At 65.7% G+C, this 21,792-nt stretch carries 25 protein-coding genes; 13 read left to right on the top strand and 12 right to left on the bottom strand.

The window, feature by feature from the left end:
* The first annotated feature begins 248 nt into the window (after positions 1 to 248).
* Both QU44_RS04630 and QU44_RS04625 read left to right on the top strand, forming a co-directional pair.
* Positions 249 to 572 carry a hypothetical protein gene (locus QU44_RS04630; RefSeq protein ID WP_033920460.1) on the top strand — a complete coding sequence of 108 codons (324 nt, stop codon included), beginning with the start codon at positions 249 to 251 and terminating at the stop codon, positions 570 to 572.
* 300 nt (positions 573 to 872) lie between these two features.
* Positions 873 to 1,424: a GNAT family N-acetyltransferase gene (locus QU44_RS04625; RefSeq protein ID WP_231621608.1), complete on the top strand. Its 552-nt coding sequence runs from the start codon at positions 873 to 875 to the stop codon at positions 1,422 to 1,424.
* A 22-nt stretch (positions 1,425 to 1,446) separates the two neighbouring features.
* On the opposite strand, the gene rdgB is transcribed toward QU44_RS04625, so the two are convergent.
* On the bottom strand, positions 1,447 to 2,076 hold the full coding sequence (gene rdgB / locus QU44_RS04620) for an RdgB/HAM1 family non-canonical purine NTP pyrophosphatase (protein ID WP_033920457.1): 630 nt from the start codon (positions 2,074 to 2,076) through the stop codon (positions 1,447 to 1,449).
* Positions 2,073 to 2,789, bottom strand: coding sequence for a ribonuclease PH (rph, locus tag QU44_RS04615; RefSeq protein ID WP_033920455.1), 717 nt, complete (start codon positions 2,787 to 2,789; stop codon positions 2,073 to 2,075). The genes rdgB and rph overlap by 4 nt, the downstream gene beginning before the upstream one ends.
* Before the next feature lie 131 nt (positions 2,790 to 2,920).
* Here rph and hrcA point away from each other — a divergent pair, with 131 nt between their 5' ends.
* The 4 genes from hrcA (at position 2,921) to QU44_RS04595 (ending at position 7,731) form a co-directional block, all read left to right on the top strand.
* Positions 2,921 to 3,967 (top strand): heat-inducible transcriptional repressor HrcA, encoded by a 1,047-nt coding sequence (hrcA, locus tag QU44_RS04610; RefSeq protein WP_033920453.1) that lies wholly within the window; start codon positions 2,921 to 2,923, stop codon positions 3,965 to 3,967.
* A 21-nt stretch (positions 3,968 to 3,988) separates the two neighbouring features.
* Positions 3,989 to 4,546 (top strand): nucleotide exchange factor GrpE, encoded by a 558-nt coding sequence (grpE, locus tag QU44_RS04605; RefSeq protein ID WP_033920452.1) that lies wholly within the window; start codon positions 3,989 to 3,991, stop codon positions 4,544 to 4,546.
* 74 nt (positions 4,547 to 4,620) lie between these two features.
* A complete protein-coding gene (locus QU44_RS04600) occupies positions 4,621 to 7,368 on the top strand; it encodes a [protein-PII] uridylyltransferase (protein ID WP_033920450.1) in 2,748 nt (915 codons plus the stop codon).
* A 90-nt stretch (positions 7,369 to 7,458) separates the two neighbouring features.
* Positions 7,459 to 7,731, top strand: coding sequence for a hypothetical protein (locus QU44_RS04595; RefSeq protein ID WP_033920448.1), 273 nt, complete (start codon positions 7,459 to 7,461; stop codon positions 7,729 to 7,731).
* Between the two features lie 164 nt (positions 7,732 to 7,895).
* On the opposite strand, the gene QU44_RS18845 is transcribed toward QU44_RS04595, so the two are convergent.
* The 4 genes from QU44_RS18845 to thrS all read right to left on the bottom strand — a co-directional run bounded on the left by QU44_RS18845 (position 7,896) and on the right by thrS (position 11,275).
* The gene (locus tag QU44_RS18845; RefSeq protein WP_269429160.1) at positions 7,896 to 8,021 is read right to left on the bottom strand and encodes a hypothetical protein; all 126 of its coding nucleotides are present in this window, start codon (positions 8,019 to 8,021) and stop codon (positions 7,896 to 7,898) included.
* A 2-nt stretch (positions 8,022 to 8,023) separates the two neighbouring features.
* The gene (infC, locus tag QU44_RS04590; protein ID WP_033920447.1) at positions 8,024 to 8,554 is read right to left on the bottom strand and encodes a translation initiation factor IF-3; all 531 of its coding nucleotides are present in this window, start codon (positions 8,552 to 8,554) and stop codon (positions 8,024 to 8,026) included.
* Between the two features lie 101 nt (positions 8,555 to 8,655).
* Positions 8,656 to 9,222 (bottom strand): Uma2 family endonuclease, encoded by a 567-nt coding sequence (locus tag QU44_RS04585; RefSeq protein ID WP_033920489.1) that lies wholly within the window; start codon positions 9,220 to 9,222, stop codon positions 8,656 to 8,658.
* A 43-nt stretch (positions 9,223 to 9,265) separates the two neighbouring features.
* Positions 9,266 to 11,275: a threonine--tRNA ligase gene (thrS, locus tag QU44_RS04580; RefSeq protein WP_033920445.1), complete on the bottom strand. Its 2,010-nt coding sequence runs from the start codon at positions 11,273 to 11,275 to the stop codon at positions 9,266 to 9,268.
* A gap of 143 nt (positions 11,276 to 11,418) precedes the next feature.
* Here thrS and QU44_RS04575 point away from each other — a divergent pair, with 143 nt between their 5' ends.
* Entirely contained in the window at positions 11,419 to 12,588 is a 1,170-nt protein-coding gene (locus tag QU44_RS04575) for an FAD-binding domain-containing protein (protein ID WP_033920444.1), read from the top strand.
* A 3-nt stretch (positions 12,589 to 12,591) separates the two neighbouring features.
* On the opposite strand, the gene QU44_RS04570 is transcribed toward QU44_RS04575, so the two are convergent.
* On the bottom strand, positions 12,592 to 13,413 hold the full coding sequence (locus tag QU44_RS04570) for an LD-carboxypeptidase (RefSeq protein ID WP_033920442.1): 822 nt from the start codon (positions 13,411 to 13,413) through the stop codon (positions 12,592 to 12,594).
* 253 nt (positions 13,414 to 13,666) lie between these two features.
* On the opposite strand from QU44_RS04570, the gene QU44_RS04565 reads away from it, so the two are divergent.
* Both QU44_RS04565 and QU44_RS04560 read left to right on the top strand, forming a co-directional pair.
* Positions 13,667 to 15,070, top strand: coding sequence for a glutamate ligase domain-containing protein (locus QU44_RS04565; protein WP_033920440.1), 1,404 nt, complete (start codon positions 13,667 to 13,669; stop codon positions 15,068 to 15,070).
* On the top strand, positions 15,067 to 15,771 hold the full coding sequence (locus QU44_RS04560) for an alpha/beta fold hydrolase (protein WP_033920438.1): 705 nt from the start codon (positions 15,067 to 15,069) through the stop codon (positions 15,769 to 15,771). Before QU44_RS04565 ends, QU44_RS04560 begins: the two co-directional genes overlap by 4 nt.
* Positions 15,772 to 15,894: 123 nt before the next feature.
* On the opposite strand, the gene QU44_RS04555 is transcribed toward QU44_RS04560, so the two are convergent.
* Positions 15,895 to 16,605 (bottom strand): SIMPL domain-containing protein, encoded by a 711-nt coding sequence (locus QU44_RS04555; protein WP_052134334.1) that lies wholly within the window; start codon positions 16,603 to 16,605, stop codon positions 15,895 to 15,897.
* Positions 16,606 to 16,670: 65 nt separating this feature from the next.
* Between QU44_RS04555 and QU44_RS04550 the strand changes: the two genes are divergently transcribed.
* Genes QU44_RS04550 through QU44_RS04535 form a run of 4 tightly spaced genes read left to right on the top strand, consistent with a single transcriptional unit; the run spans position 16,671 to position 18,751 of the window.
* Positions 16,671 to 17,129, top strand: a complete 459-nt coding sequence (locus QU44_RS04550) for a VOC family protein (protein WP_033920437.1) — start codon at positions 16,671 to 16,673, stop codon at positions 17,127 to 17,129.
* On the top strand, positions 17,129 to 17,863 hold the full coding sequence (gene gloB, locus QU44_RS04545; protein WP_033920485.1) for a hydroxyacylglutathione hydrolase: 735 nt from the start codon (positions 17,129 to 17,131) through the stop codon (positions 17,861 to 17,863). The genes QU44_RS04550 and gloB overlap by 1 nt, the downstream gene beginning before the upstream one ends.
* 52 nt (positions 17,864 to 17,915) lie before the next feature.
* Positions 17,916 to 18,344 (top strand): hypothetical protein, encoded by a 429-nt coding sequence (locus tag QU44_RS04540; protein WP_052134333.1) that lies wholly within the window; start codon positions 17,916 to 17,918, stop codon positions 18,342 to 18,344.
* Complete coding sequence (locus QU44_RS04535; protein WP_033920435.1) at positions 18,344 to 18,751, top strand: hypothetical protein; 408 nt, start codon at positions 18,344 to 18,346, stop codon at positions 18,749 to 18,751. The genes QU44_RS04540 and QU44_RS04535 overlap by 1 nt, the downstream gene beginning before the upstream one ends.
* Here QU44_RS04535 and hslU read toward each other — a convergent pair whose 3' ends face one another.
* The 4 genes from hslU to QU44_RS04515 all read right to left on the bottom strand — a co-directional run bounded on the left by hslU (position 18,752) and on the right by QU44_RS04515 (position 21,757).
* Entirely contained in the window at positions 18,752 to 20,044 is a 1,293-nt protein-coding gene (gene hslU, locus QU44_RS04530) for an ATP-dependent protease ATPase subunit HslU (RefSeq protein ID WP_033920433.1), read from the bottom strand.
* A gap of 95 nt (positions 20,045 to 20,139) precedes the next feature.
* The gene (gene hslV, locus QU44_RS04525; RefSeq protein WP_033920432.1) at positions 20,140 to 20,691 is read right to left on the bottom strand and encodes an ATP-dependent protease subunit HslV; all 552 of its coding nucleotides are present in this window, start codon (positions 20,689 to 20,691) and stop codon (positions 20,140 to 20,142) included.
* 43 nt (positions 20,692 to 20,734) lie between these two features.
* On the bottom strand, positions 20,735 to 21,148 hold the full coding sequence (locus QU44_RS04520; protein WP_033920430.1) for a holin family protein: 414 nt from the start codon (positions 21,146 to 21,148) through the stop codon (positions 20,735 to 20,737).
* Between the two features lie 45 nt (positions 21,149 to 21,193).
* Entirely contained in the window at positions 21,194 to 21,757 is a 564-nt protein-coding gene (locus QU44_RS04515; protein ID WP_443018074.1) for a glycoside hydrolase family 108 protein, read from the bottom strand.
* Between the last annotated feature and the right edge of the window lie 35 nt (positions 21,758 to 21,792).

The following is a 21,792-nucleotide window of genomic DNA, read 5'->3' as shown; positions in this document are numbered from 1 at the left end:
GGAAAGCTACAAAAGCTACACTACGTACCCCGTGGATTCGCCTTTCCCGCGAACGGAATGCGCCGCGGTGGAGGGGGAGTGAAGCGTGTTCATCCAGCATGCGTATCAAAGCGGGAGCTTGTAGGACAGCGGGATCGATTGACGGTGTGGTGATGGTGCCCGGCTGATCGAGGGAATGTTCGAAATAGTGGTTAGCTGCCGTTCCGATTGGCGGTGACGCCTGCTATGCGGCCTTTGGAGGGCTGACCATGAACGCCAGAAAAACCCGGATCATGTATGTCGAAGACAAGTCGGGCGGGCTGAATGGCCCCGCTCGGATTGGTCGCGTGATGATGTCGCAGTCGGGACAGTCAATCCACTATGACGGTCGCACGTTTCAGCGGCTTGGTGGCAGCGGTGGCTTGAAGTCTAACTACTTCGACGTAGCGACCGGTGAGGAATATTGGATTTCCGGGCCGCGACGGGATGGCGCTGACAGGCTCTACCCCAGCAGCGCGAGGCCGATTGAGGTGGATGCTGACGTGCGTGACGAATACTGGCGCGACGTTCGCGGTCTGCCCGTTCCGAAGTGACCGCAACTGGGCGATAGCCGACTGGCTGCTTCATGCGTCTACGGCCTTGGCCGCAGAGTAGTCCGACCAGTCCGGCGCGTCGTCGACCGTACCGGGAGGCGGCACCCTGGCGCTACATTGGCAAGCATTTTGTCGGTCTCGCTCGAAAGCAGGGAGGTTTGGCGCTGCCAAACCGCTTGTTTGACCTCAGGTCCCGTGGAATGACTGCTTTATGGGTATCAAGCTTCGCAAAATGAATGCTTTTGGGAACGAAGAGGATCCAGGTGCACGCGGGCTAATCTGTCCTGTCGGTGGGCCGGCGTGAGCGACGATGCCGCCTTATCGGCGAAACGACATGAGACGCCGGCCATCCGCACCGCTGCCGCCGACGACATCCCCTTGCTGCATGCGCTGATCGAGGGCGCCTATCGCGGCGACAGCGCGCGTGGCGGGTGGACGCATGAGGCCGATCTGCTGGGCGGCCAGCGCACCGACCGCGAAGCATTGGCCGCGATCATCGCCGACCCGGATCAGTTGCTGCTGATGCGCCAGGACGGGGCAGGCTGTGTCTCGGTTGCCAGACGCGAGGGGGGCGTGGGCTATTTGGGGTTGTTGACGGTCCGGCCCGATGTGCAGGCAGGCGGCATCGGTCGTGCGCTGCTGGCCGCCGCCGAACGCGCGGCGGTGGCGCATTTCGAGACGCAGGTGGTCGAGATGACGGTGATCCGCCAACGGCCCGAGCTGATCGCCTGGTATGAACGGCGCGGCTATGCGCGCACTGGCGAGACGCGGCCGTTCCCGCTCGACGATGTGCGGTTCGGCATCGCCCGGACGCGCGAACTGGCGTTCGTGGTGCTTGCCAAGGCGATGTGAGCGCCGCGACCGGCAAAGGCGGTCAGAACACCGCCTTTACCAATTGGCCAAAGGCATCGGCGCGGTGGCTCATCGCGTGTTTCCGGGCCGGGTCCATCTCGCCGAAGGTTTCGGTTTCGCCATTGGCGAGGAACATCGCGTCATAGCCGAAGCCCTGGTCGCCGCGGGGCGGCCATACCAGCACGCCGTCGACGCGCCCTTCGAACCATTCGACATGGCCGTCGGGCCAGGCGAGCGCCAGCGCGCAGATGAAATGCGCGTCGCGTCCCGGCGCAGGCTCGATCGCCGCCATTTTGTCCTCGACCAATTGCATCGCGAGGTCGAAGTCTTTCGACGGCCCCGCCCAGCGCGCCGAGAAAATGCCCGGATCGCCGCCCAGCGCCTCGACGCACAGCCCCGAATCATCGGCGAGCGCGGGCAGGCCCGATAGGTCGGCGGCCTGCATCGCCTTTAATTCGGCATTGGCGACGAAGGTGGTGCCGGTCTCCTCGGGCTCGGGCAGGTCGAGCTCGGCGGCGGACACCGGCTCGATCCCCAGCGGCCCCAGCAGCGCGCGGATTTCGCGCACCTTGCCGGGATTGTGGCTGGCGATGACCAGCCGGCCCGGCGTCAGCTTGCGGATCGCCTGGCGGCCAGAGCCTTCCCCGCTCACCGGCCGATGGCCTTGCGCTGCGCCGCGAAGATTTCGGTGCAGCCGATCCGCGCGAGGCGCAGGAGGCGAAGCAGGCCTTCCTCGTCATAGGTCGCGCCCTCGGCAGTCGCCTGCGCCTCGGCGATCGAGCCATTGTCGAGCAGCACGAAATTGGCGTCGGCATCGGCCCCCGAATCTTCGGGATAGTCGAGGTCGAGCACCGGGGTGCCCTGATAGATGCCGCAGCTTACGGCGGCGACCTGATGCACGATCGGGTCGGTGGTCAGCTTGCCCTCGGCCAGCAATTTATCGACCGCGATCCGCAGCGCGACCCATGCGCCCGAAATCGAGGCGGTGCGGGTGCCGCCATCGGCCTGGATCACGTCGCAATCGAGCGTGATCTGGCGCTCGCCCAGCGCCTTCAGGTCGGTGACCGCGCGCAGGCTGCGGCCGATCAGCCGCTGGATTTCCTGGGTGCGGCCCGATTGCTTGCCCTTGGCGGCTTCGCGATTGCTGCGGGTGTGGGTCGAGCGTGGCAGCATGCCATATTCGGCGGTGACCCAGCCTTCGCCCTTGCCGCGCAGGAACGGCGGCACGCGCTCTTCGATGCTGGCGGTGACCAGCACTTTGGTGTCGCCAAAGCCGATTAGCACCGAACCTTCGGCGTGGCGGGTGAAATTGGGCTCGATCGTGAGCGGGCGCATCTGATCGGGGGCGCGGCCGGATGGGCGCATGGGGAAGTCTCCTTTGAATTTCGTCGTTCAGTAGAATGGGAGCGGCGGCGATGCCACCCCCTGGCCCTTATCCTGCCGCTCTCGGCGATGCGGCGGCGCGATGGCTCGCCATTGCATGCGCGGCGGACTACATGTCGGCGATGAACCCGATCAACGAAATGACCGACCGCGCGCGCGACGTGTTCCGTATCGTGGTCGAATCCTATCTCGAAACCGGGCTGCCGGTGGGATCGCGGACCTTGTCCAAGATTTCGGGGCTGAGCCTGTCGCCAGCGTCGATCCGCAATGTGATGCAGGATCTGGAGGAACTCGGCCTGCTCGCCGCGCCGCATGCCAGCGCCGGACGGATGCCGACGCATAGCGGCTTGCGGCTGTTCGTCGACGGCATGATGCAAAGCCACGAACCCTCGATCGAGGAGCGCGCGGCGATCGAGGCGCGCGCGGGCGAGCGCGGCCCGGTCGAGGAGGCGCTGGCCAACACCACCGCCGTGCTTTCGGGACTGTCGGCGTGCGCCGGGCTGGTGCTGGTGCCGAAACGTGAACCGGTGCTCAAGCAGTTCGGCTTCGTGCCGCTTAGCCATGACAAGGCGCTGGCGGTGCTGGTCGGCGATGATGGATCGGTCGAGAATCGCGTGGTCGAATTGCCCGCAGGCATGGGGCCGGGCGCGCTTGAAGAGGCCGCCAATTACATGTCGGCGACGCTGGCCGGGCTGACGCTGGCCGAGGCGCGCGCGCGGATCGATCGCCAGATCACCGCCGAACGCGCCGAATTGGATGCGACTGCGCGCACGCTGGTCGAACGCGGGCTGGCAGTGTGGAGCGAGGATGGCGACCGCCGCCCGGTGTTGATCGTGCGCGGCCAGGCGCGGCTGATCGACAATTCGGCAGCCGAAGACCTGGATCGCGTCCGCCAATTGCTCGACGAGCTGGAGGGCAAGGAAGAGATCGCCCGCCTGCTCGACAGCGCCCGTGAAGGGGATGCCGCGCGCATCTTCATCGGATCGGAGAATAAATTGTTCGCGCTGTCGGGGTCGTCGGTGATCGCCAAACCGGTGCGCGCGATGGACGGGCGGGTGGTCGGCGTCGTGGGGGTGATCGGGCCTACTCGGTTGAACTACGCGCGCGTCGTGCCCATGGTGGACTTTACGGCCGCGACGATCGCGCGGCTACTTGGCTGAACTGCGACACAATAGGGAATCATGGAAGACAATAAGGATAGCGGCCTGGCCGCCGAAGCCGAGGCAATCCGCGAAGCGACCGCCGAAGCCGCCCCCGAACTCGCCGAACACGATCGGGTCGCCGAGCTGGAGGCCGAGCTGGAAGAAGCGCGCAAGGCGGTGCTGTATGCACAGGCTGACACGCAGAATGTGCGCCGCCGCGCCGAAAAGGAAGCCGCCGATGCGCGCGCCTATGCCGCCACGGCGTTTGCGCGCGACATCCTGTCGGTCGCCGACAATCTGTCGCGCGCGTTGGCGGCGATCCCCGCCGAGCTTCGCGATGACGAGAAGTTCAAGGGACTGGTCGTCGGCCTCGACGCCACCGGTCGCGAGATCGAGAGCGTCTTTTCGCGCCACGGCATCACCCGGATGACGCCGATGGGCGAAAGCCTGGACCCCAATCGCCACCAGGCGATGTTCGAAGTGCCCTCTGCCGAGGTCGCTCCGGGAACGATCGTGCAGGAAGTCCAGGCGGGTTACATGATCCGCGACCGCCTGTTGCGCCCCGCGCTGGTCGGCGTGGCCAAGGCGGCTGAGTAAGATCCCGGTCCTCCCCGAGCAGGCTTGGGGAGGATTTTCGCGACAATGCGCCGCCGGCCCTCTATCTTAAGCTGATGCCTCCCCGCTTTGCCACGCTCCCCAATCGCCGTGCGATCATCGACCGGCGTATTCTTGCCGATCAATTGGCGGTCGTCGAAGCCACCGACCCCACCGCGCTTCGTCAGGCGGGCAGCGCGATATTGAAGGATGCGCTCGACGCGGGGCGCGCCGAGATCGAGCGGCGCTTTGCCGAGCACCCGACGCGCGGCCTGGAAACCGCTGCCGCACAGGGGTTTCTGGTCGATCAGTTGCTGCGGCTGTTGTGGGATTTCACACTGCGGCGGCTGTACCCCAATTCGAATCCCACCGCCGCCGAGCGGATGACGCTGGTCGCGGTCGGCGGCTATGGGCGCGGGGAGATGGCACCGCATTCGGACGTCGACCTGGGCTTCCTCACCCCGATCCGCCGCACCGCGTGGTGCGAGCAGGTGATCGAAACGATGCTGTACGCCCTGTGGGACATGGGGCTGAAGGTCGGCCATTCTTCGCGCTCGCTCGACGAGATGGCCAAGATGGCCAAATCGGATGTCACGGTGCGCACCGCGTTGCTCGAGGCGCGCTATGTCTGGGGCGACACCGCGCTGTATGACGAGGCGGCGCGGCGCTTCAAGGCCGAGGTGCAAACCGACACGCGCGGTTTCGTCGCGCAGAAGCTGGCCGAGCGCGACGTGCGCCACAAGAAGATGGGCGACAGCCGCTATGTCGTCGAACCCAATGTGAAAGAGGGCAAGGGCGGCTTGCGCGACCTGCACACATTGTTCTGGATCGGTAAGGATGCCTATGGCGTCCAGCGCGCCGCCGAACTGGTGGGCAAGGGGGTGCTGACCCGGCAGGAATATCGCCGATTCAACCGCGCCGAGAATTTCCTGTGGGCGGTGCGATGCCACCTGCATCTGATCGCCGGGCGGGCCGAGGAACGGCTGACCTTCGACGTCCAGCGCGAGATTGCAGAGCGGATGCGCTATTCGGATCGGCCGGGGAAGTCGGCGGTAGAGCGCTTCATGCATTTCTATTTTCTGCAGGCTAAAACCGTCGGCGACTTGACCGGCGTGTTCCTGGCGCATCTGGACGAGACGCTGGCGGCACGCGGGCGGCGCTTTGGCCTGCCCGCGATCCGGCGAAGCCCGCGCAAGCTGAAGGGCTTTGTGCTCGATCGCGGGCGATTGGCGTTGCCGACCGACCATTTCCTGCAAGATGATCCGGTGCGGTTGATCGAATTGTTCGCGCTTGCCGACGCGCATGGCCTGGAAGTCCATCCGCAAGCGATGCGGCTGGCGGCGCGCGATGCCAAGCTGGTCGACGAGTATCGCGACGATCCGCGCGCCAATACGCTGTTCCTCGACGTGCTGACGTCCCCCCGCGAACCCGAACAGGTGCTGCGCTGGATGAACGAGGCCGGCGTGCTGGGCCGCTTCGTGCCCGATTTCGGCCGCGTCGTCGCGCAGATGCAGTTCGATATGTATCATCATTATACCGTCGACGAGCACACGATCCGCGCGGTGGGGCTGCTGGCGGAGATCGAGAGCGGGCGGCTGGCCGAGGATCATCCGCTGGCGACGGTGCTGTTCGAACAGATCGTGTCGCGCCGCGCGCTGTATGTCGCGGTGCTGCTGCACGACATCGCCAAGGGGCGCGGCGGCGATCATTCGGTGCTGGGGGCCGAAGTCGCCGAACGGCTGTGCCCCCGTTTCGGGCTGACGCCGGCCGAGACCGAGACGGTGGCGTGGCTGGTGCGCTGGCATTTGCTGGCGTCGGCAACCGCGTTCAAGCGGGACCTGTCGGACTTCAAGACGATCCTCGATTTCGCCGCGATCGTCGCCAGTCCGCAGCGGCTGATGATGCTGCTGGTGCTGACCGTGGTCGACATCCGCGCGGTGGGGCCGGGGGTGTGGAACGGGTGGAAGCGCCAGTTGCTCACCGATTTGTACGAATCAGCCGAGGAAGTGCTTCGGCTGGGCCATAAGCAGCGCGGGCGCGGTGAGCGGGTGCTGGCCAAGCAGCAGCGGCTGCACGCGGCGCTTGGCTGGGCCGAGCGCGATTTCGCCCGGCTGGTGAAGCGGCTGCCCGAAGCCTATTGGGTTGCCGAGCCGATCGACGTGCTCGAACGCAATGCGCGGATGATGGCGGCGGCGGGCGAGACGCAATTGTCGATCGACGCGCAGCCCGATGCCGAGCGCGGCGCGACGTTGGTGTCGATCTATGCCGCCGACCATCCGGGTATCTTCTACCGCATCGCGGGCGCGATTCATGCTGCCGGCGGCAACATCATCGACGCGCGGATCCACACCACGCGCGACGGCATGGCGCTCGACAATTTCCTGGTACAGGATCCGCTGGGGCGTCCGTTCGACGACGAGGCGCAATTAGGGCGGCTCAAGACTACGATCGCCGACGCGCTCGCCAATCGCGCGCGGCTGACCGAGCGGTTGCAGGGCAAGCCGCTGCCGCGCCCGCGCGCCGACGCCTTCTCGATCGAGCCTGCGGTGCTGATCGACAACAAGGCATCGAACCGTTTCACCGTGATCGAAGTCAATGCGCGCGACCGCCCGGCCTTGCTGTTCGATCTCGCCCAGGCGCTGTTCCAGTCGAAGGTGACGATCCATTCGGCGCATGTCGCGACCTATGGCGAGCGCGCGGTCGATACTTTTTATGTGACCGATCTGCTCGGCGACAAGATCGATTCGACGTCGCGGCTCAAAGCGGTCGAGCGGCGGTTGTTGGACGCTGCGGCGGGCAGCGACGTGGTGGCGCAGGCGGCTTAGTGCGGCCGGCTGGCGCGGCGGCATGTGGCAAGGCCGTGCCTTCGTGATAGGAATGCGGCGTTATTATCGCCTGACGGAGCAGCTTGCCGGATGACTCGCCCATCGATTGCGTTGCTGGCACTTGCCACGACCGCAGCAACTACCCCCGACGGATTGCCGACCGGCACATTGGTGATGGTTGCACTGGCGATTGCCGGCGTGCTGGTTGCGCGCGGGGTGATGCTGCGACGACGATTGCGCAAGCGCAGCGCGCGGCGGGGCCACGATGATGCGACGGTAGCGGGTAGCGAGGCGGGCGGACAATCGGATCGCGAACGGGGTGGCGATGATTGGAGCGATGCCGATGGCGGCGGCGGGGATTAAGACTCGGGTATCGTGATTTGTCCCGGGACAGGCCCTCACCCTATCGGCGCTTCGCGCTCCCTCCCTCTCCCGCCTGCGGGAGAGGGAGGGAGCGGTGTAGCCGCGGAAGGGTGAGGGCCTGTCTTTTCAGACCCTCGCCCGCGTTGAGCTACCGACCAACGAGTTTATGGTTTGCCAGCCCGCACCGGTTCGCCGCGCTTTTCGAGCCATGCGGTCATTTGCACGATCTCGCGCTTCTGCGCCGCGCCGCCGCACGCGGCGAGCGCGAGCGGGGCGGCGGCCAGCGGCATCCTCACTTGGGCGACAGCACCATCAGCATCTGTCGACCTTCCATGCGCGGATAGCTCTCGACCTTGGCATCTTCGGCGCAATCGGCCTGGACGCGCTGGAGAAGCGCCATGCCGAGCTGGCCGTGGCTGAGTTCGCGGCCACGGAAGCGCAGGGTGATCTTCACCTTGTCGCCCTCGCCGATGAACTTGTGGATCGAGCGCATCTTCACATCGTAATCGTGATCGTCGATATTCGGACGCATCTTGATCTCCTTGATCTCCTGCGTCTTTTGCGACTTGCGCGCGATATTGGCCTTTTTCTGGGCCTCGTACTTATACTTGCCGACATCGAGGAACTTGGCCACGGGCGGATCGGCGTTGGGCGACACCTCGACCAGGTCGAGGCCGACGCTCTGCGCCTGCTCCATCGCCTCGCGCGTGTACATCACGCCGAGATTCTCGCCGTCCTGATCGATCACGCGGACCTTGGGCGACTGAATAAACTCGTTAAAGCGCGGGCCGTTCATCGGTGGCGCCACTGGGCGCCGGATCATGGGAGGACGTATGTGGTTAGCTCCTGAACTGTTAAACCGCCAATATAGGGAAGATTGGTCGCCGCGGGAAGCCGGTGGCGACAGGAAATCGCGCAAACTATTTAGTCGAGCGAATCCAGTCGGACGCTGATGCCTGGCAGCAACGATGCGGTGACCGGGTCATGCGCTTCATATTCGGCGACGTTGGTATAGCTGCCGCCCGCCGGTGCGCGATGGACGCGGATCGTCTGGCGGACCGCATCGACGACCCAATATTCGCGCACGCCATGTGCCGCGTAGAGCGGGGCTTTAACGCGCAGGTCGTAGCTCAATGAGCTGTCGGATACTTCGATCACCAACAGCAGATCGGCACCGCGCACGTCGCGGATCATCGCACCACGCGGCAAGACCGCCAGGTCGGGCTCGAGCAACAAACGGGGAGCCAGCGTGATCGATGCACCTGGGTATAAATCGACGGTGTCGGGCAATCCGCGCAAGGCGCGAATCAACCGCGCTTCCATGATCGAATGCCAATTCGCCTTCGCCGCCGCCATCGGCACGATCTCCCCGTCGATCAGCTCGAACCGCTCGCTTTCGCGCAATACCCCCGATTCGGTGAGCGCATAGACCTCCTCGACGGTCAGCCGCGCCGGGATCAGCCCGCGCTGGATGTTCTGAAAGACGGTCATCGCGCCAAGCATAGCATCATCGAGCCCCCGCGTCAGCCGCCGGCTAGCCGGCCGGCGCGCGCAGATCGGGGGCGAGGGCTTCGCGGGTCAACATCGCGATCGCGTCGTCTAGCGACAGCATCTGCTGGCCCTGGCTGCCCAGGGTGCGGATCGCGACGGTCGATTCATCGGCCTCGCGCTTGCCCACCACCAACAGATACGGAACCTTCGCCAGCGAATGTTCGCGCACCTTATAATTGATCTTCTCGTTGCGAAGATCGCTTTCGACGCGGATGCCCGCCGCCTTGAGCTTGGCGACCACTGCATGGGCATAGTCGCCGGCATCGGAGACGATCGTCGCCACCACCGCCTGCACCGGCGCGAGCCACATCGGGAAGCGCCCGGCGTGATGCTCGATCAGGATGCCGATGAAACGCTCGAACGATCCCAGGATCGCGCGGTGGAGCATGATCGGGCGATGGCGCGCGCCATCCTCGCCGACATAGCTGGCGTCGAGCCGTTCGGGCAGCACGGTGTCGGTCTGGATCGTGCCGACCTGCCAGGTCCGCCCGATCGCGTCGGTCAGGTGGAATTCGAGCTTGGGGGCATAGAACGCGCCTTCGCCGGGGAGTTCCTCCCAGCCATATGCCTCGGTCGCGCGGCCAGTCGCGGCGACCGCGTCGCGCATAGATTGCTCGGCCCAGTCCCACATCGCATCGGTGCCGAAGCGCTTTTCGGGGCGAAGCGCGAGCTTGATCGAATATTTCTCGAAGCCAAGGTCGCGATACACCACGTCGAGCAGGTCGCAGAACATGCCGACCTCGTCGACGATCTGGTCCTCGCGGCAAAAAATATGCGCGTCGTCCTGGGTGAACTGGCGCACGCGCATCAGCCCGTGCAGCGCGCCATGCGGTTCGTTGCGGTGGCAGCAGCCATATTCGGACATGCGGATCGGCAGGTCGCGATAGGATTTGATCCCCTGGCGGAAGATCAGCACATGCGCGGGGCAGTTCATCGGCTTGAGTGCCATCAGCTCGGCCTTGCCCGACAGCACCGGCGCGTCTGCCTCGCTGCCTTCTTCGGCGACATGCGGCACTTCGTCGGGGACGACGAACATATTCTCGCGATATTTGCCCCAATGGCCTGACTGCTCCCATTGGCGCGCGTCCATCAATTGCGGGGTCTTGACCTCGCGATAGCCGCCCGCGTCGAGCCGGCGACGAAGATACGCCTCCAATTGCCGCCAGATCATGTAACCCTTGGGGTGCCAGAACACGCTGCCTTGCGCTTCGGACTGGAGGTGGAACAGGTCCATCTCGACCGCCAGTTTGCGATGGTCGCGCTTGGCCGCTTCTTCGAGCCGCATCAGATGTGCGTCGAGCTGCTTCTTGTTCAGCCAGCCGGTGCCATAGATTCGGCTGAGCATCGCCTTGCTCTGGTCGCCGCGCCAATAGGCACCGCTGACTCGCGTCAGCTTGAAAGCCTGCGGGTCGAGCTTGCCGGTCGATGCCAGATGCGGGCCACGGCACATGTCGAGCCAATCGCCCTGGCGATAGACCGTCAGCTCCTCGCCCTCGGGCAATTCGGCGGCCCATTCGGCCTTGAAGCTCTCCCCCTGTTGGGTCCAGCGATCAATCAGCCGCTGGCGGGTCCAGACTTCGCGCACAAAGGGTTCGTCGCGGGCGATGATCGCGCGCATTGCTTCCTCGATCGCGGGGAGGTCTTCGTCGGTGAAGGGGCGATCCTTGGGCGCGAAGTCGTAGTAAAAGCCGTCCTCGGTCGCGGGGCCGAAGGTGATCTGGGTGCCCGGAAACAGCGTCTGCACCGCTTCGGCCATCACATGCGCTAGGTCGTGGCGGACCAATTCGAGCGCGTCCTTTTCGTCGCGTGCCGTCACCAGCGCCAGTTGGGCATCGCCGGTAAAGGGCCGCGACAGGTCGCGCACCTCGCCATCGACGCGCGCGGCCAGCGCCGCCTTGGCAAGGCCGGGGCCGATCGCTGCGGCGACATCCGCCGGGGTAGTTCCGGGGGCGACCTCGCGGACAGAGCCGTCGGGAAGCGAGATGCGGAACATGGCGGACACAGAAAGGGCCTTTCGTCGGAATTGCAGCGCGACGCATATGGCCCGCAAGGGCTGGCGAGGCAAATGAAAGGGCATGATTGGGGGTGGCAAAGGGCGGCATTGGTCGCGCGGGGGTTGCGGCCTAGGCGTAGTGCATGACCCAGTTGCTCCCCACCCGTGCCGCCGCGCTTGATCGGCTTGTCCGTTTCACGCCGTTGATGGGGCGATCCTATGCCGATCGCCGCAATGCCGATCCCGGACCCGAAGCCGAGCGCGATGGCTGGCCCGAGCATGTTTCGAAACTGTCGCCGTACCTGCGCTATCGGCTGGTCGACGAGCGCGAAGTGCTCGCGGCGGCGCTGGGCGCGCATGGGCCGGACAAGGCCGAGAAGTTCGTGAGCGAAGTGCTGTGGCGCGGCTATTTTCGCGGCTGGCTTGAGCAGCGGCCGGGGACGTGGCCGGCCTATGTCGCGGGGCGCGATGCGGCGCTGGCGCTGGTCGATGCCAATGGCGGGGTGGCGCGCGATTATCGCGCGGCGTGCGAAGGGCGGACTGGGATCGACTGTTTCGACGCCTGGGCGACCGAGCTGACGACGCGCAACTGGCTGCACAATCACGCGCGGATGTGGTTCGCCAGCATCTGGATCTTCACGTTGCGGCTGCCGTGGGAATTGGGCGCGGACTTTTTCATGCGCCATTTGATCGACGGCGATTCGGCGTCGAATACCTTGTCATGGCGCTGGGTGGCGGGGTTGCATACGCGCGGCAAGGCCTATGCCGCGCGGGCCGAGAATATCGCGCGCTACACCGGCGGGCGGTTTGCGCCGACCGGGCTGGTCGAGGAAGTCGAGCCGCTGGTCGAGGCGGGGGAAGTGCCGCGCGTGGCGTTCGCGCCGCCGCCGGTGCCCCAGCCGGCGGGTGATTGGGCGCTGGTGTTGCACGAGGGGGATACGGGCATTGCCGCGCCGATCGACCGCGCGCCGTCGCGGGTGATCGGGCTGGCATCACCCGATCCGCGCGCGGCCCCGGCGGTACGCGCCTTTGCCGAGGGGGCGCTGGCCGACGCGGTTGCACGCGCTGGCGAGATTTATGGGTGTCCGGGCGTTGTCGTGCAGGAGGCTGCCGCGATTGCCGATGCGGCGGCGGGGGCAATGCCGGTTGCGCCTTATGTGCCGGTGGGGGCGCTTGGCGATCGGGGTGGCTTGCCGGTGGCGACGTTCGTGCGGGAGTATGATGCGGCGATCTGGCCGCTGGGGACTGCGGGGTTTTTCAAGGTCAAGACCGGCGCACCCGCGCGGCTTCGTGCGCTGGGGCTTCCGGCCTGAGCCTCAGGCCACCCCGAACGGGACCACGGTATTGGTCGCGTCATGGCCAACCGCCGCGCGCCCCAGATACGGCACGTTCATCGAACGGCACCAGCGCAGCATGATGCTCTCGAGCGTGTCGCCGAATTCGGCCTCGCCCGCGCCTTCGGGGATCGCGGTGACGCTGCCCAGGCGAATGCCGGCGATGCCGCGCAGCTGAGTCGCGTCGGCGATTTGCCACATCATGCGGTCGATCCGGTACACCGCCTCGCCGACTTCCTCGAGGATCAGGACATGATCGGTCAGGTCGGGCATCCAGGGCGTGCCCAGCATCGCGGTAAGGATCGCCATGTTGAACGCCGCCGCCGGTCGGCCATGCAGCCCCGGCTCCAGCGCGGCGCGGTTTTGTTCGACCAGCCAGGCGAGCGCGCGGCCCGCCGGGGCACCCTTGTTGCGCTCGGTCGCCTCGGTCGCCATCGGCCCGTGGACCGGCTTGCCGATCCCGCGCGCATATAAAGCGCCAAGCACGAACCCCATGTCCGAATAGCCCATATAGGTCTTGGCGCGCGCCGCCGCGCCCAGGCCGGGCATTACCACATCGAGGATCCGGTTCGATCCATAGCCGCCGCGCGCGAACCAGATGGCGTCATAGGCGGGGTCATTGGCGTATTTCAGGAAAATCTCGGCGCGCAGCGAATCGCTGCCCGCAAAATGGCCGGTTTCGGCGAAACATTGCGGGTCGAAGGTGAGTTCGACTTGCGGATAGAGCAGAGCCGCAAACCCCTGTGCGCGCGCGGCGGCTTCGGGCTGGATCGAGCGGGCGGGGGCGACGACGGCGATCTTCATGTGGCTACCCTTATCCGGTGGGTCCGGGCGAAGTCGAGTTGGTTCGCGCGGAGCCGCGGAGGGCGCTGAGAAGGTAAGAGGTTCACGCGAAGGTGCGAAGCGGGAAGCCGCTGGCGCGGGAGAAGCGTTGGGGGCGATCCTGGCGTGGGCGTATACGGGGCACCTGCTTCGCGGCTTCGCGCCTTTGCGGGACCCGGTTCTTCTGTTCCGCCGGACTTGCCCCGCATCGGCGATCAGTCGATAGCGCGCGGTTATGGAGCATGGAAAACGCTATTTCTTCGTCGGGATCGGCGGGTCGGGGATGATGCCGCTGGCGATGATCCTGGCCGGGCGCGGCGCGACGATCGCAGGGTCCGACCGCGCGCTCGATCAGGGCACGGTGCCCGCCAAGTTCGCGGCGCTCGAACGGCTGGGCGTCGCGCTGTTCCCGCAGGACGGCAGCGGCATCACCTCGCCCGACCAGATCGTCGTCGCCTCGGCGGCGATCGAGCCGAATGTTGCCGACATTGTTGCCGCCGATCGTGTCGGAGCGCAGCGGCTGTCGCGCGCCGAATTGCTCAGCCGTTTGTTCAACGACAGCGCGATGGCGATCGGGGTGGCGGGGACGTCGGGCAAGTCGACCGTCACCGGGATGATCGGCTGGATCCTCCACGCATGTGACCGCGAGCCGATGATCATGAACGGCGCGGTGATGAAGAATTTCGCGCGCCCCGAAGCTCCCTTCGCCAGCGCGCTGGTGGGCGAGGGCGAGACGTTCGTCAGCGAAGTCGACGAAAGCGACGGGTCGATAGCGCTGTACGATCCGCGAATCGCGGTGCTCAACAATGTCAGCCTCGATCACAAGCCGCTGCCCGAATTGCGCGCGCTGTTCGGCGATTTCGCGGGCAAGGCGCAGACGGTGGTGGTCAATGTCGGCGATCCCGAAGCCGCCGCGCTCGCCGCGACCTTGGGGGCCAAGCGCCGCAGCTTCGCGATCGAGGGCGAGGCCGATCTGGTCGCGAGCAGGCTGGTGCCCGAACGCTATGGCATCGGCTTCGACCTTACCGCCGATGGGGTTACCGATCGCGTGACGCTGGCGGTGCCGGGGCGGCATAATGTCGAAAATGCGCTGGCGGCATTGGCCGCGGCGATCGCGGCGGGGGTGCCGCGCGCCGATGCGGTGGCGGCGATTGCGGGCTTTCGGGGGCTGAAGCGCCGCTTCGAGCTGGTGGGTGAGGGCGATGGCGTCGCGGTGATCGACGATTTCGGGCACAACCCCGAAAAGATCGCGGCGACGCTTGATACGCTGCATGCCTTTCCCGGCCGGCTGCTGCTGCTGTTCCAGCCACATGGCTTTGGTCCGTTGAAGGTGATGCGGCGCGAACTGGTGGCGATGTTCGCGCAACGGCTGCGCGGCGACGACCTGCTGGTGCTGCCCGATCCGGTCTATCATGGCGGCACCACATCGCGCGAAGTCACCAGCGCCGACATCGTCGCCGATCTTGCGATGCAGGGTGCCGACGCGCGTCACATCGCCGATCGCGCCGCCGCCGCCGCGCATCTGGTCGCGCAGGCCAGGCCCGGCGACCGGATCGTGCTGATGGGCGCGCGCGACGACACCTTGAGCCTGCTCGCCGCCGACATGGTTGCGCAGCTACAACAACGGAGCCCTGCATGACCGACGCCCGCATCGCCTTTCGCGTGACCGAAGGCACCGGCCCGACGATCCTGTTCCTGGCCGGCTATGCCGGCGACATGAGCGGGACCAAGGCGATGGCGCTAGAGGCATGGGCCAAGGAGCATGGCCGCGGCTTCGTTCGTTTCGATTATCGCGGTTGCGGCGAGAGCGAAGGCGCGTTCGAGGATTTCACACTGGCCGACTGGCGCGACGATGCGCTGCTGGTGCTCGACAGCGCGACCAAGGGGCCGGTGGTGCTGGTCGGCTCGTCGATGGGCGGCTGGCTGGCGCTATTGGTCGCACGCGCGCGACCCGATCGGATCGCCGGGCTGGTCGGCATCGCAGCGGCACCCGATTTCACCGATTGGGGCTTCACCCCTGAACAAAAGATGACCCTGCTGAGCGAAGGGCGGCTCGAAAAGCCATCGCCCTATGGCGACGCGCCCATGGTGACGACCCGCGCCTTCTGGCAATCGGGCGAGGCCAATCGGCTGATGTTCGGGCCGATCCCGGTATCGGTGCCGGTGCGGCTGATCCACGGCACCCATGACGCCGAAGTGCCCAGCGCGCGGGCGATCCGGCTGATGGAATTGCTGGCGGGCGACGATGTGTCGCTGACCTTGCTCAAGAATGGCGACCACCGGCTGTCGCGCGAGCAGGACATCGCTGCGATTATTCGGGTGGTCGAGGGGTTTGCATAAGGGCCAGGCGGCAACCCGCTGGGCTGATGGAAGGGGCTATCCACCGGTGCTGCATTCGCGGCACGCCCCCTCTACCACCGCTTCGCGGCGGTCCCCCTCCCCGTGTCGGGGAGGATTTGAGGATTACTTCAAATAGAAATCCACCGTCGTCACCACGCGCACCTTCTTGAACGGGGTGTCGTTGCCGCCATCGGCCCCGTCGCGCGCTTCGATCGAGAAATAGCCCTGGGTCGCACTTTTGATGCCGCCGACCGCGGTGTCGCTGTCCTTGGCGAATTGTTCGGCGGCGGCGCGCGCGTCGCGGGTGGCGGCGGCGACCATCGGCGGCTTGATGTCGTTGAGCTTGGTGAAGCTGTACGAAATCCCCGATCCTTCCTGCAGCAGCACGCCCTGGCTCACCAGGTCGAACTGGCGAGCGACCGCGGCCTGTGCGCGCTTGATGTCGGTGGTGCGTAGCTGCATCCGCTGGTTGATCGTCACCGTCATCACGCCGTTATTGCTATATTGGCTGACGCCGGTGCCCGCAGGTGCCAGCGCATCGGCGGGAAAGCCAAGGCTGGCGAAAAAGGCGCGGATGCGTGCGGTGTCGGCAGCGATTTCGGTGCGTACCGTGTTGGTGTCGGTGCCGACCTTTTGATAGTTCAGCGTCCACACCGCCAGGTCGGCATTGACGTCGCGCTCGGCAAGGCCGCGTACCGTGACCGAGCGATCGGCCAGCCGCGCGCGTACCAGCCCGTTGCCCAGCAGATAGCCGCCGACGATCATCCCGATCGCGAGCACCAATGCCGCCGCCAGCAGCCATATCGAACGATTCGTCGCCACCCGCTCTTCCATCGCCCATCCCCCGAACCGATATTCGGCTACTGCCAACAGATTAAGCCCAACGGAGCCGCGCCGCCATGACCAAATATCTTCACACGATGATTCGCGTCAGCGATCCCGACGCGACGATCGCGTTCTTCGAGTTGCTGGGCCTCAAGGAAGTGCGCCGGATGGAGAACAGCGCGGGGCGCTTCACGCTGATCTTCCTCGCCACCCCCGATGCGATGCGCGGGCCGGGCGAGCGCGCCGATGCCGAGGTCGAGTTGACCTATAACTGGCCCGCCGAAGACGGTACGCCGCCCGAGGCCTATACCGGCGGGCGCAATTTCGGGCATCTGGCCTATTATGTCGACGACATCTACGCGACCTGCCAGCGCTTCGCCGATGCCGGGGTGGTGATCAACCGCCCGCCGCGCGACGGCAATATGGCGTTCGTGCGGACCCCCGACGGCATTTCGATCGAACTGCTGCAGGATGGCCCGGCACTTGCCCCTGCCGAGCCTTGGCAGTCGGCTCCCAATATCGGCGAATGGTGATGGCGGCGCTGGAAGTCGTCCGCATCGCTGCACTGTCGGACAATTATGTCTGGCTGGTGCATGATGTCCAATCAGGCGAGACGATGGTGGTTGACCCCGCCGAGGCCGCGCCGGTGTTGGCTGAGGCCGACGCGCGCGGCTGGCGGATCGGGGCGATCTGGAACACGCATTGGCATCCCGATCACACCGGCGGCAATGCCGCGATCAAGGCGGCGCATGGTGCGGTGGTGATCGCGCCTGCCGCAGAGGCGGCGAAGATCCCCACTGCCGATCGGCTGGTGGGCGAGGGGGATAGCGTTGCACTGGGCGGCCATGTCGCCACGGTAATCGAAACGCCGGGGCATACCGCCGGCCATATCGCCTTTCACTTCGCCGACGATGCGAGCGTCTTTGTCGGCGACACCTTGTTCGCGATGGGCTGCGGGCGGTTGTTCGAGGGTGATGCCGGGCAGATGTTCGGCAATATGCAGCGCCTTGCCGCCTTGCCGCCTGAGACGGTGGTCTATTGCGCGCACGAATATACCCTGTCGAACGGGCGTTACGCGCGTGTCGCCGAGCCGGGCAATGCGGCGATCGCCAAGCGGCTTGAGACGGTCGAGCGCCAGCGCGCGGCGGGCGAGCCGACGGTGCCGACGACGATCGCGCTCGAGCTTGCGACCAATCCGTTTCTGCGGGCTGCAACGGCGGCGCAACTGGCGGAGCGGCGTGCAGCCAAAGATGCGTTCAGGGGTTAGTCATTTTGATGCGCTCAGCATTTGGGCGATGGTTGGTCGAACCGGGAGACGCATGATGCATCGCATAGCTTTTTCGCTGTTGGCCGCAGTCGCGCTGGCGAGCTGCACCGCCACGCCGCAGGAGATCGCGCGCACCGATGCTGCCGAAGCTGAGCAGGCCGGAAAACTGGAAAAACGATTGGCGGGCCTGGTTCCCGGCAAGCCGCAATCCTGCGTTCCGTATAGCCAGATTCGCGGCAGCAATAGCTATGGCCAGACCATCCTGTACCAGCACGGCACCCGGCAGTTTTATCGGAACGACACCAGCCCCGGCTGCCGAATCGGCTTCAACGATATCATGGTGACACAGACGCCGATCAGCCAATTATGTCGCGGCGATATCGTGACGTTGGTCGACCGTAATACCGGGTTCCCCACCGGATCGTGCGCGCTGGGCGATTTCGTGCCCTATCGCCGGCCATCGCGATCGGGGGATAGCTGATGCGGGCGCTGGTTGCAGCTTCGCTTGGGCTAGCCTTGTTCGGCTGTGCCGCGACGCCCGAGCAAATGGCGGCCAGCGAAGCGCAGGCGGCCGCGCAGTTCGCCAAGGTTACCCGAGGGTTGGTCGCGGGAGAACCGCAGCAATGCCTGCCAAGCCTTAATCCGCAAGGGCCGCAGATCATCGGCAATGACGTGATGATCTACCGTCAGATCGGCGCGGAACTGTGGGTCACCAACGTCGAGGGATGCCCCTCGCTCGACGATGATTCGATCGTCATCGCCGAAATCTTTGGCGGGCAGATGTGCCGCAACGACCGGTTCCAGACGCTGCCACGCGGCGGCGTGACCATCCCGTCGGCCTTTTGCCGCCTCGGGATGTTCACGCCTTACCGCAAGCCCGCCAAATAATCAGAGCACGTAGCGGCTGAGATCGGTGTTACGCGCGATTTCCTTGAGCTGCGCGTCGACATAGGCACCATCGACTTCGACCACGCTTCCCTTGCGGTCCTCGGCCTCGAAGCTGACTTCCTCGAGCAGCTTTTCCATCACCGTCTGCAATCGCCGCGCGCCGATATTCTCGACCTCGCCATTCACTTCGGCGGCGATGCGCGCGATGGCGGCGATGCCGCTGGGGGTGAAGTTCACCTCGACCCCCTCGGTCGCGATCAGCGCCTTATACTGCACCGGCAACGACGCCTTGGTGTCCGACAGGATCGCCACGAAATCGGCCTCGGTCAGCCCCTTCAGCTCGACGCGGATCGGCAGGCGGCCCTGTAGTTCGGGCAGCAGGTCGCTCGGCTTGGCGACATGGAACGCGCCGCTGGCGATGAACAGGATATGGTCGGTCTTCATCGGGCCATATTTGGTCGCGACCGTGGTGCCCTCGATCAGCGGCAGCAGGTCGCGCTGAACGCCCTCGCGGCTCACCGATCCGCCGCGCACGTCGCTCACCGCGATCTTGTCGATCTCGTCGAGGAAGACGATGCCATTGGCTTCGGCGTCAGCAAGCGCCGCGCGGCTGACTTCGTCCTGGTCGAGCCGCTTGTCGGCCTCTTCTTCGACCAATTTCTCCCAGGCGGCATGGACGTTCATCTTGCGGCGCTTGAGCTGAGGGCCGCTCAAGCCCTTCATCATTTCGCCCAGATTGATCATCTGCGGCATCCCGCCGGGCACTTCGAACGGCGTCGTTGGGGCGGCCTCCAGCTCGATCTCGATTTCGGTATTGTCGAGATGGCCTTCGTTCAGGCGCAGGCGGAACGCCTCGCGCGTCGCCTGCGAGCTGTCCTTGCCGGTCAGCGCGTCGAGCAGCCGGGTCATCGCCGCCGCCTCTGCCTTGTCCTTCACCGCGATCCGGCGGCGTTCCTTTTCCAGCCGGATCGCTTCTTCGACCAGGTCGCGGGCGATTTGTTCGACATCCCGGCCGACATAGCCGACCTCGGTGAACTTGGTCGCTTCGACCTTCACGAACGGCGCATCGGCCAGCTTGGCCAGGCGGCGGCTGATTTCGGTCTTGCCGCAGCCGGTCGGCCCGATCATCAGGATGTTCTTCGGCGTCACTTCATCGCGTAGCTCGCTGCCGAGCTGCTGGCGCCGCCAGCGGTTGCGCATCGCGACCGCAACTGCGCGCTTGGCGTCGTTCTGGCCGATGATGTGCTGGTCGAGGGCGGCTACGATCTGCTTTGGGGTAAGGTTGTCTTGCATGGTCGCCCGTAAATGGCCCTGCGGGGGGCGGGTTCAAGCTGGGGGATGATTTGGTGCCTTGCGCCGCCGCCTGTTGCGGGCGGAGGGGAACGCCGTCAGGTGTCGCTGTCGAGGATTTCCACGGTCAGCCGATCATTGGTGTAGACGCATAATTCGCCCGCGATTCCCATCGCCTTGCGCGCCAGCACTTCGGCGTCGGCTTCGTAATCGACCAATGCGCGGGCAGCGGCGAGGGCGAAATTGCCGCCCGATCCGATCGCGGCGATTCCGCCCTCGGGCTCAAGCACGTCGCCATTGCCGGTAACGACCAGGGTCACGTCCTTGTCGGCAACGATCAGCATCGCTTCCAGGTTGCGCAGGAATTTGTCGGTGCGCCAGTCCTTGGCCAGCTCGACCGCAGCACGCAGCAATTGCCCCTGGTGGCGTTCGAGCTTGGATTCGAGCCGCTCGAACAAGGTGAAGGCGTCGGCGGTGGCACCCGCGAAGCCGGCGATCACCTTGCCGTCGCCCAGCGGGCGGACCTTGCGGGCATTGGGCTTCATCACCGTCTGCCCCTGGGTGACCTGGCCGTCGCCGGCGATGACGACCTTACCGCCGCGACGGACCGATAGGATGGTAGTGCCGTGCCATGTGATATTCTTGCTCATGGCGCGGGATATGGGGGAGGCACGGTTTGGGTGCAATCGGGGCTTAGCGATCCGCCCCCTTGGCCTTTCCCCACTGGCGTGCGGCGGTGTAGCCAAGATAGCCGGTGCCAAACAGCGCATAGAGTTCCTCGGGCAGTCCCCGCAGATACGCGGTCATGCCGTTCGAAATGCTCAGCGCCATTTGCGGCGACAGCGCCGATAATAGGCCCATCGGGATCGCGAACAGGAACAGCGCATACATGACATAGAGGAAGCTGGGGCGCGCGCGGCTGGTCCAGGGATCGACCGATTGCGCTTCGGCGACGATCGCCGACAGGCGCGCGCGCATCGCTTCGATCTCCTGGCTACCTTCGAGCCTCAGCAGCTCCAGCTTGGCGGCGTCGCGCGCCTTGGGGTCGGGAATGATCTTGTCGATCAGGCCGGCAAGCGGACCGATCAGGCCGTCGAGGATGCTCATGACGATGCTCCGTTTTTCGATGGGTCGATGCGGGCGACGTGGTTGTCAGCCGCCGGGTTCACCGATCCGGTTCGCAAGCCAGCCGTAGAGAAAGGCTTCGTTGGCGGGTCGGCGCTCGGCGAGGTCGAGGTAGCGCGCCCCTTGCAGCGCCTCGATCGCTTTCAGCAGCACGGTTTCGCCGCGATCCCCGCGCACCCGTATGAAGGCCGAAAGTGCCGCAACGGTTTGCGGCCCCACCACACCGTCTGCGGTGATGTCGGGATAGTCGCGGGCGTTGCGATTGAGCGCGTTGAGCGCGCGCTGGAGGAAGGTCGCGGCGATTTTCGGCCCCATATTGACGCCGGTATCGAATAATTCCGCGGCGATTCGCGGCGCTGCCTTGGCCACCAAGTCGAAGCGCGGACGGGTCCAGTAAAGACGGGTGTAGATGGCGACCGCGCGCTCGCGCAGGAAATGCCGCATATCGCCGGTATAGCCATCGGCGCGCGCCACCGCCTGGGTGATGCCCCAGCGGGTGGGGCCGCCGCGATCGGCGGGGTGATCGCTATAGCCGCCTTCGCGCGCGATGACGTCGTCGATCAGGTCTTCGATAGGGGTGTTGCTGTCCATCATAGCCTCCTGTTGCAGCGGGATGGCTAACCCAT

Source organism: Sphingomonas sp. 37zxx (genome assembly GCF_000786205.1).
Lineage (GTDB): Bacteria > Pseudomonadota > Alphaproteobacteria > Sphingomonadales > Sphingomonadaceae > Sphingomonas.
Note: the sequence above shows the minus strand (reverse complement) of the source record. Positions and strands in the feature narration are given on the sequence as shown.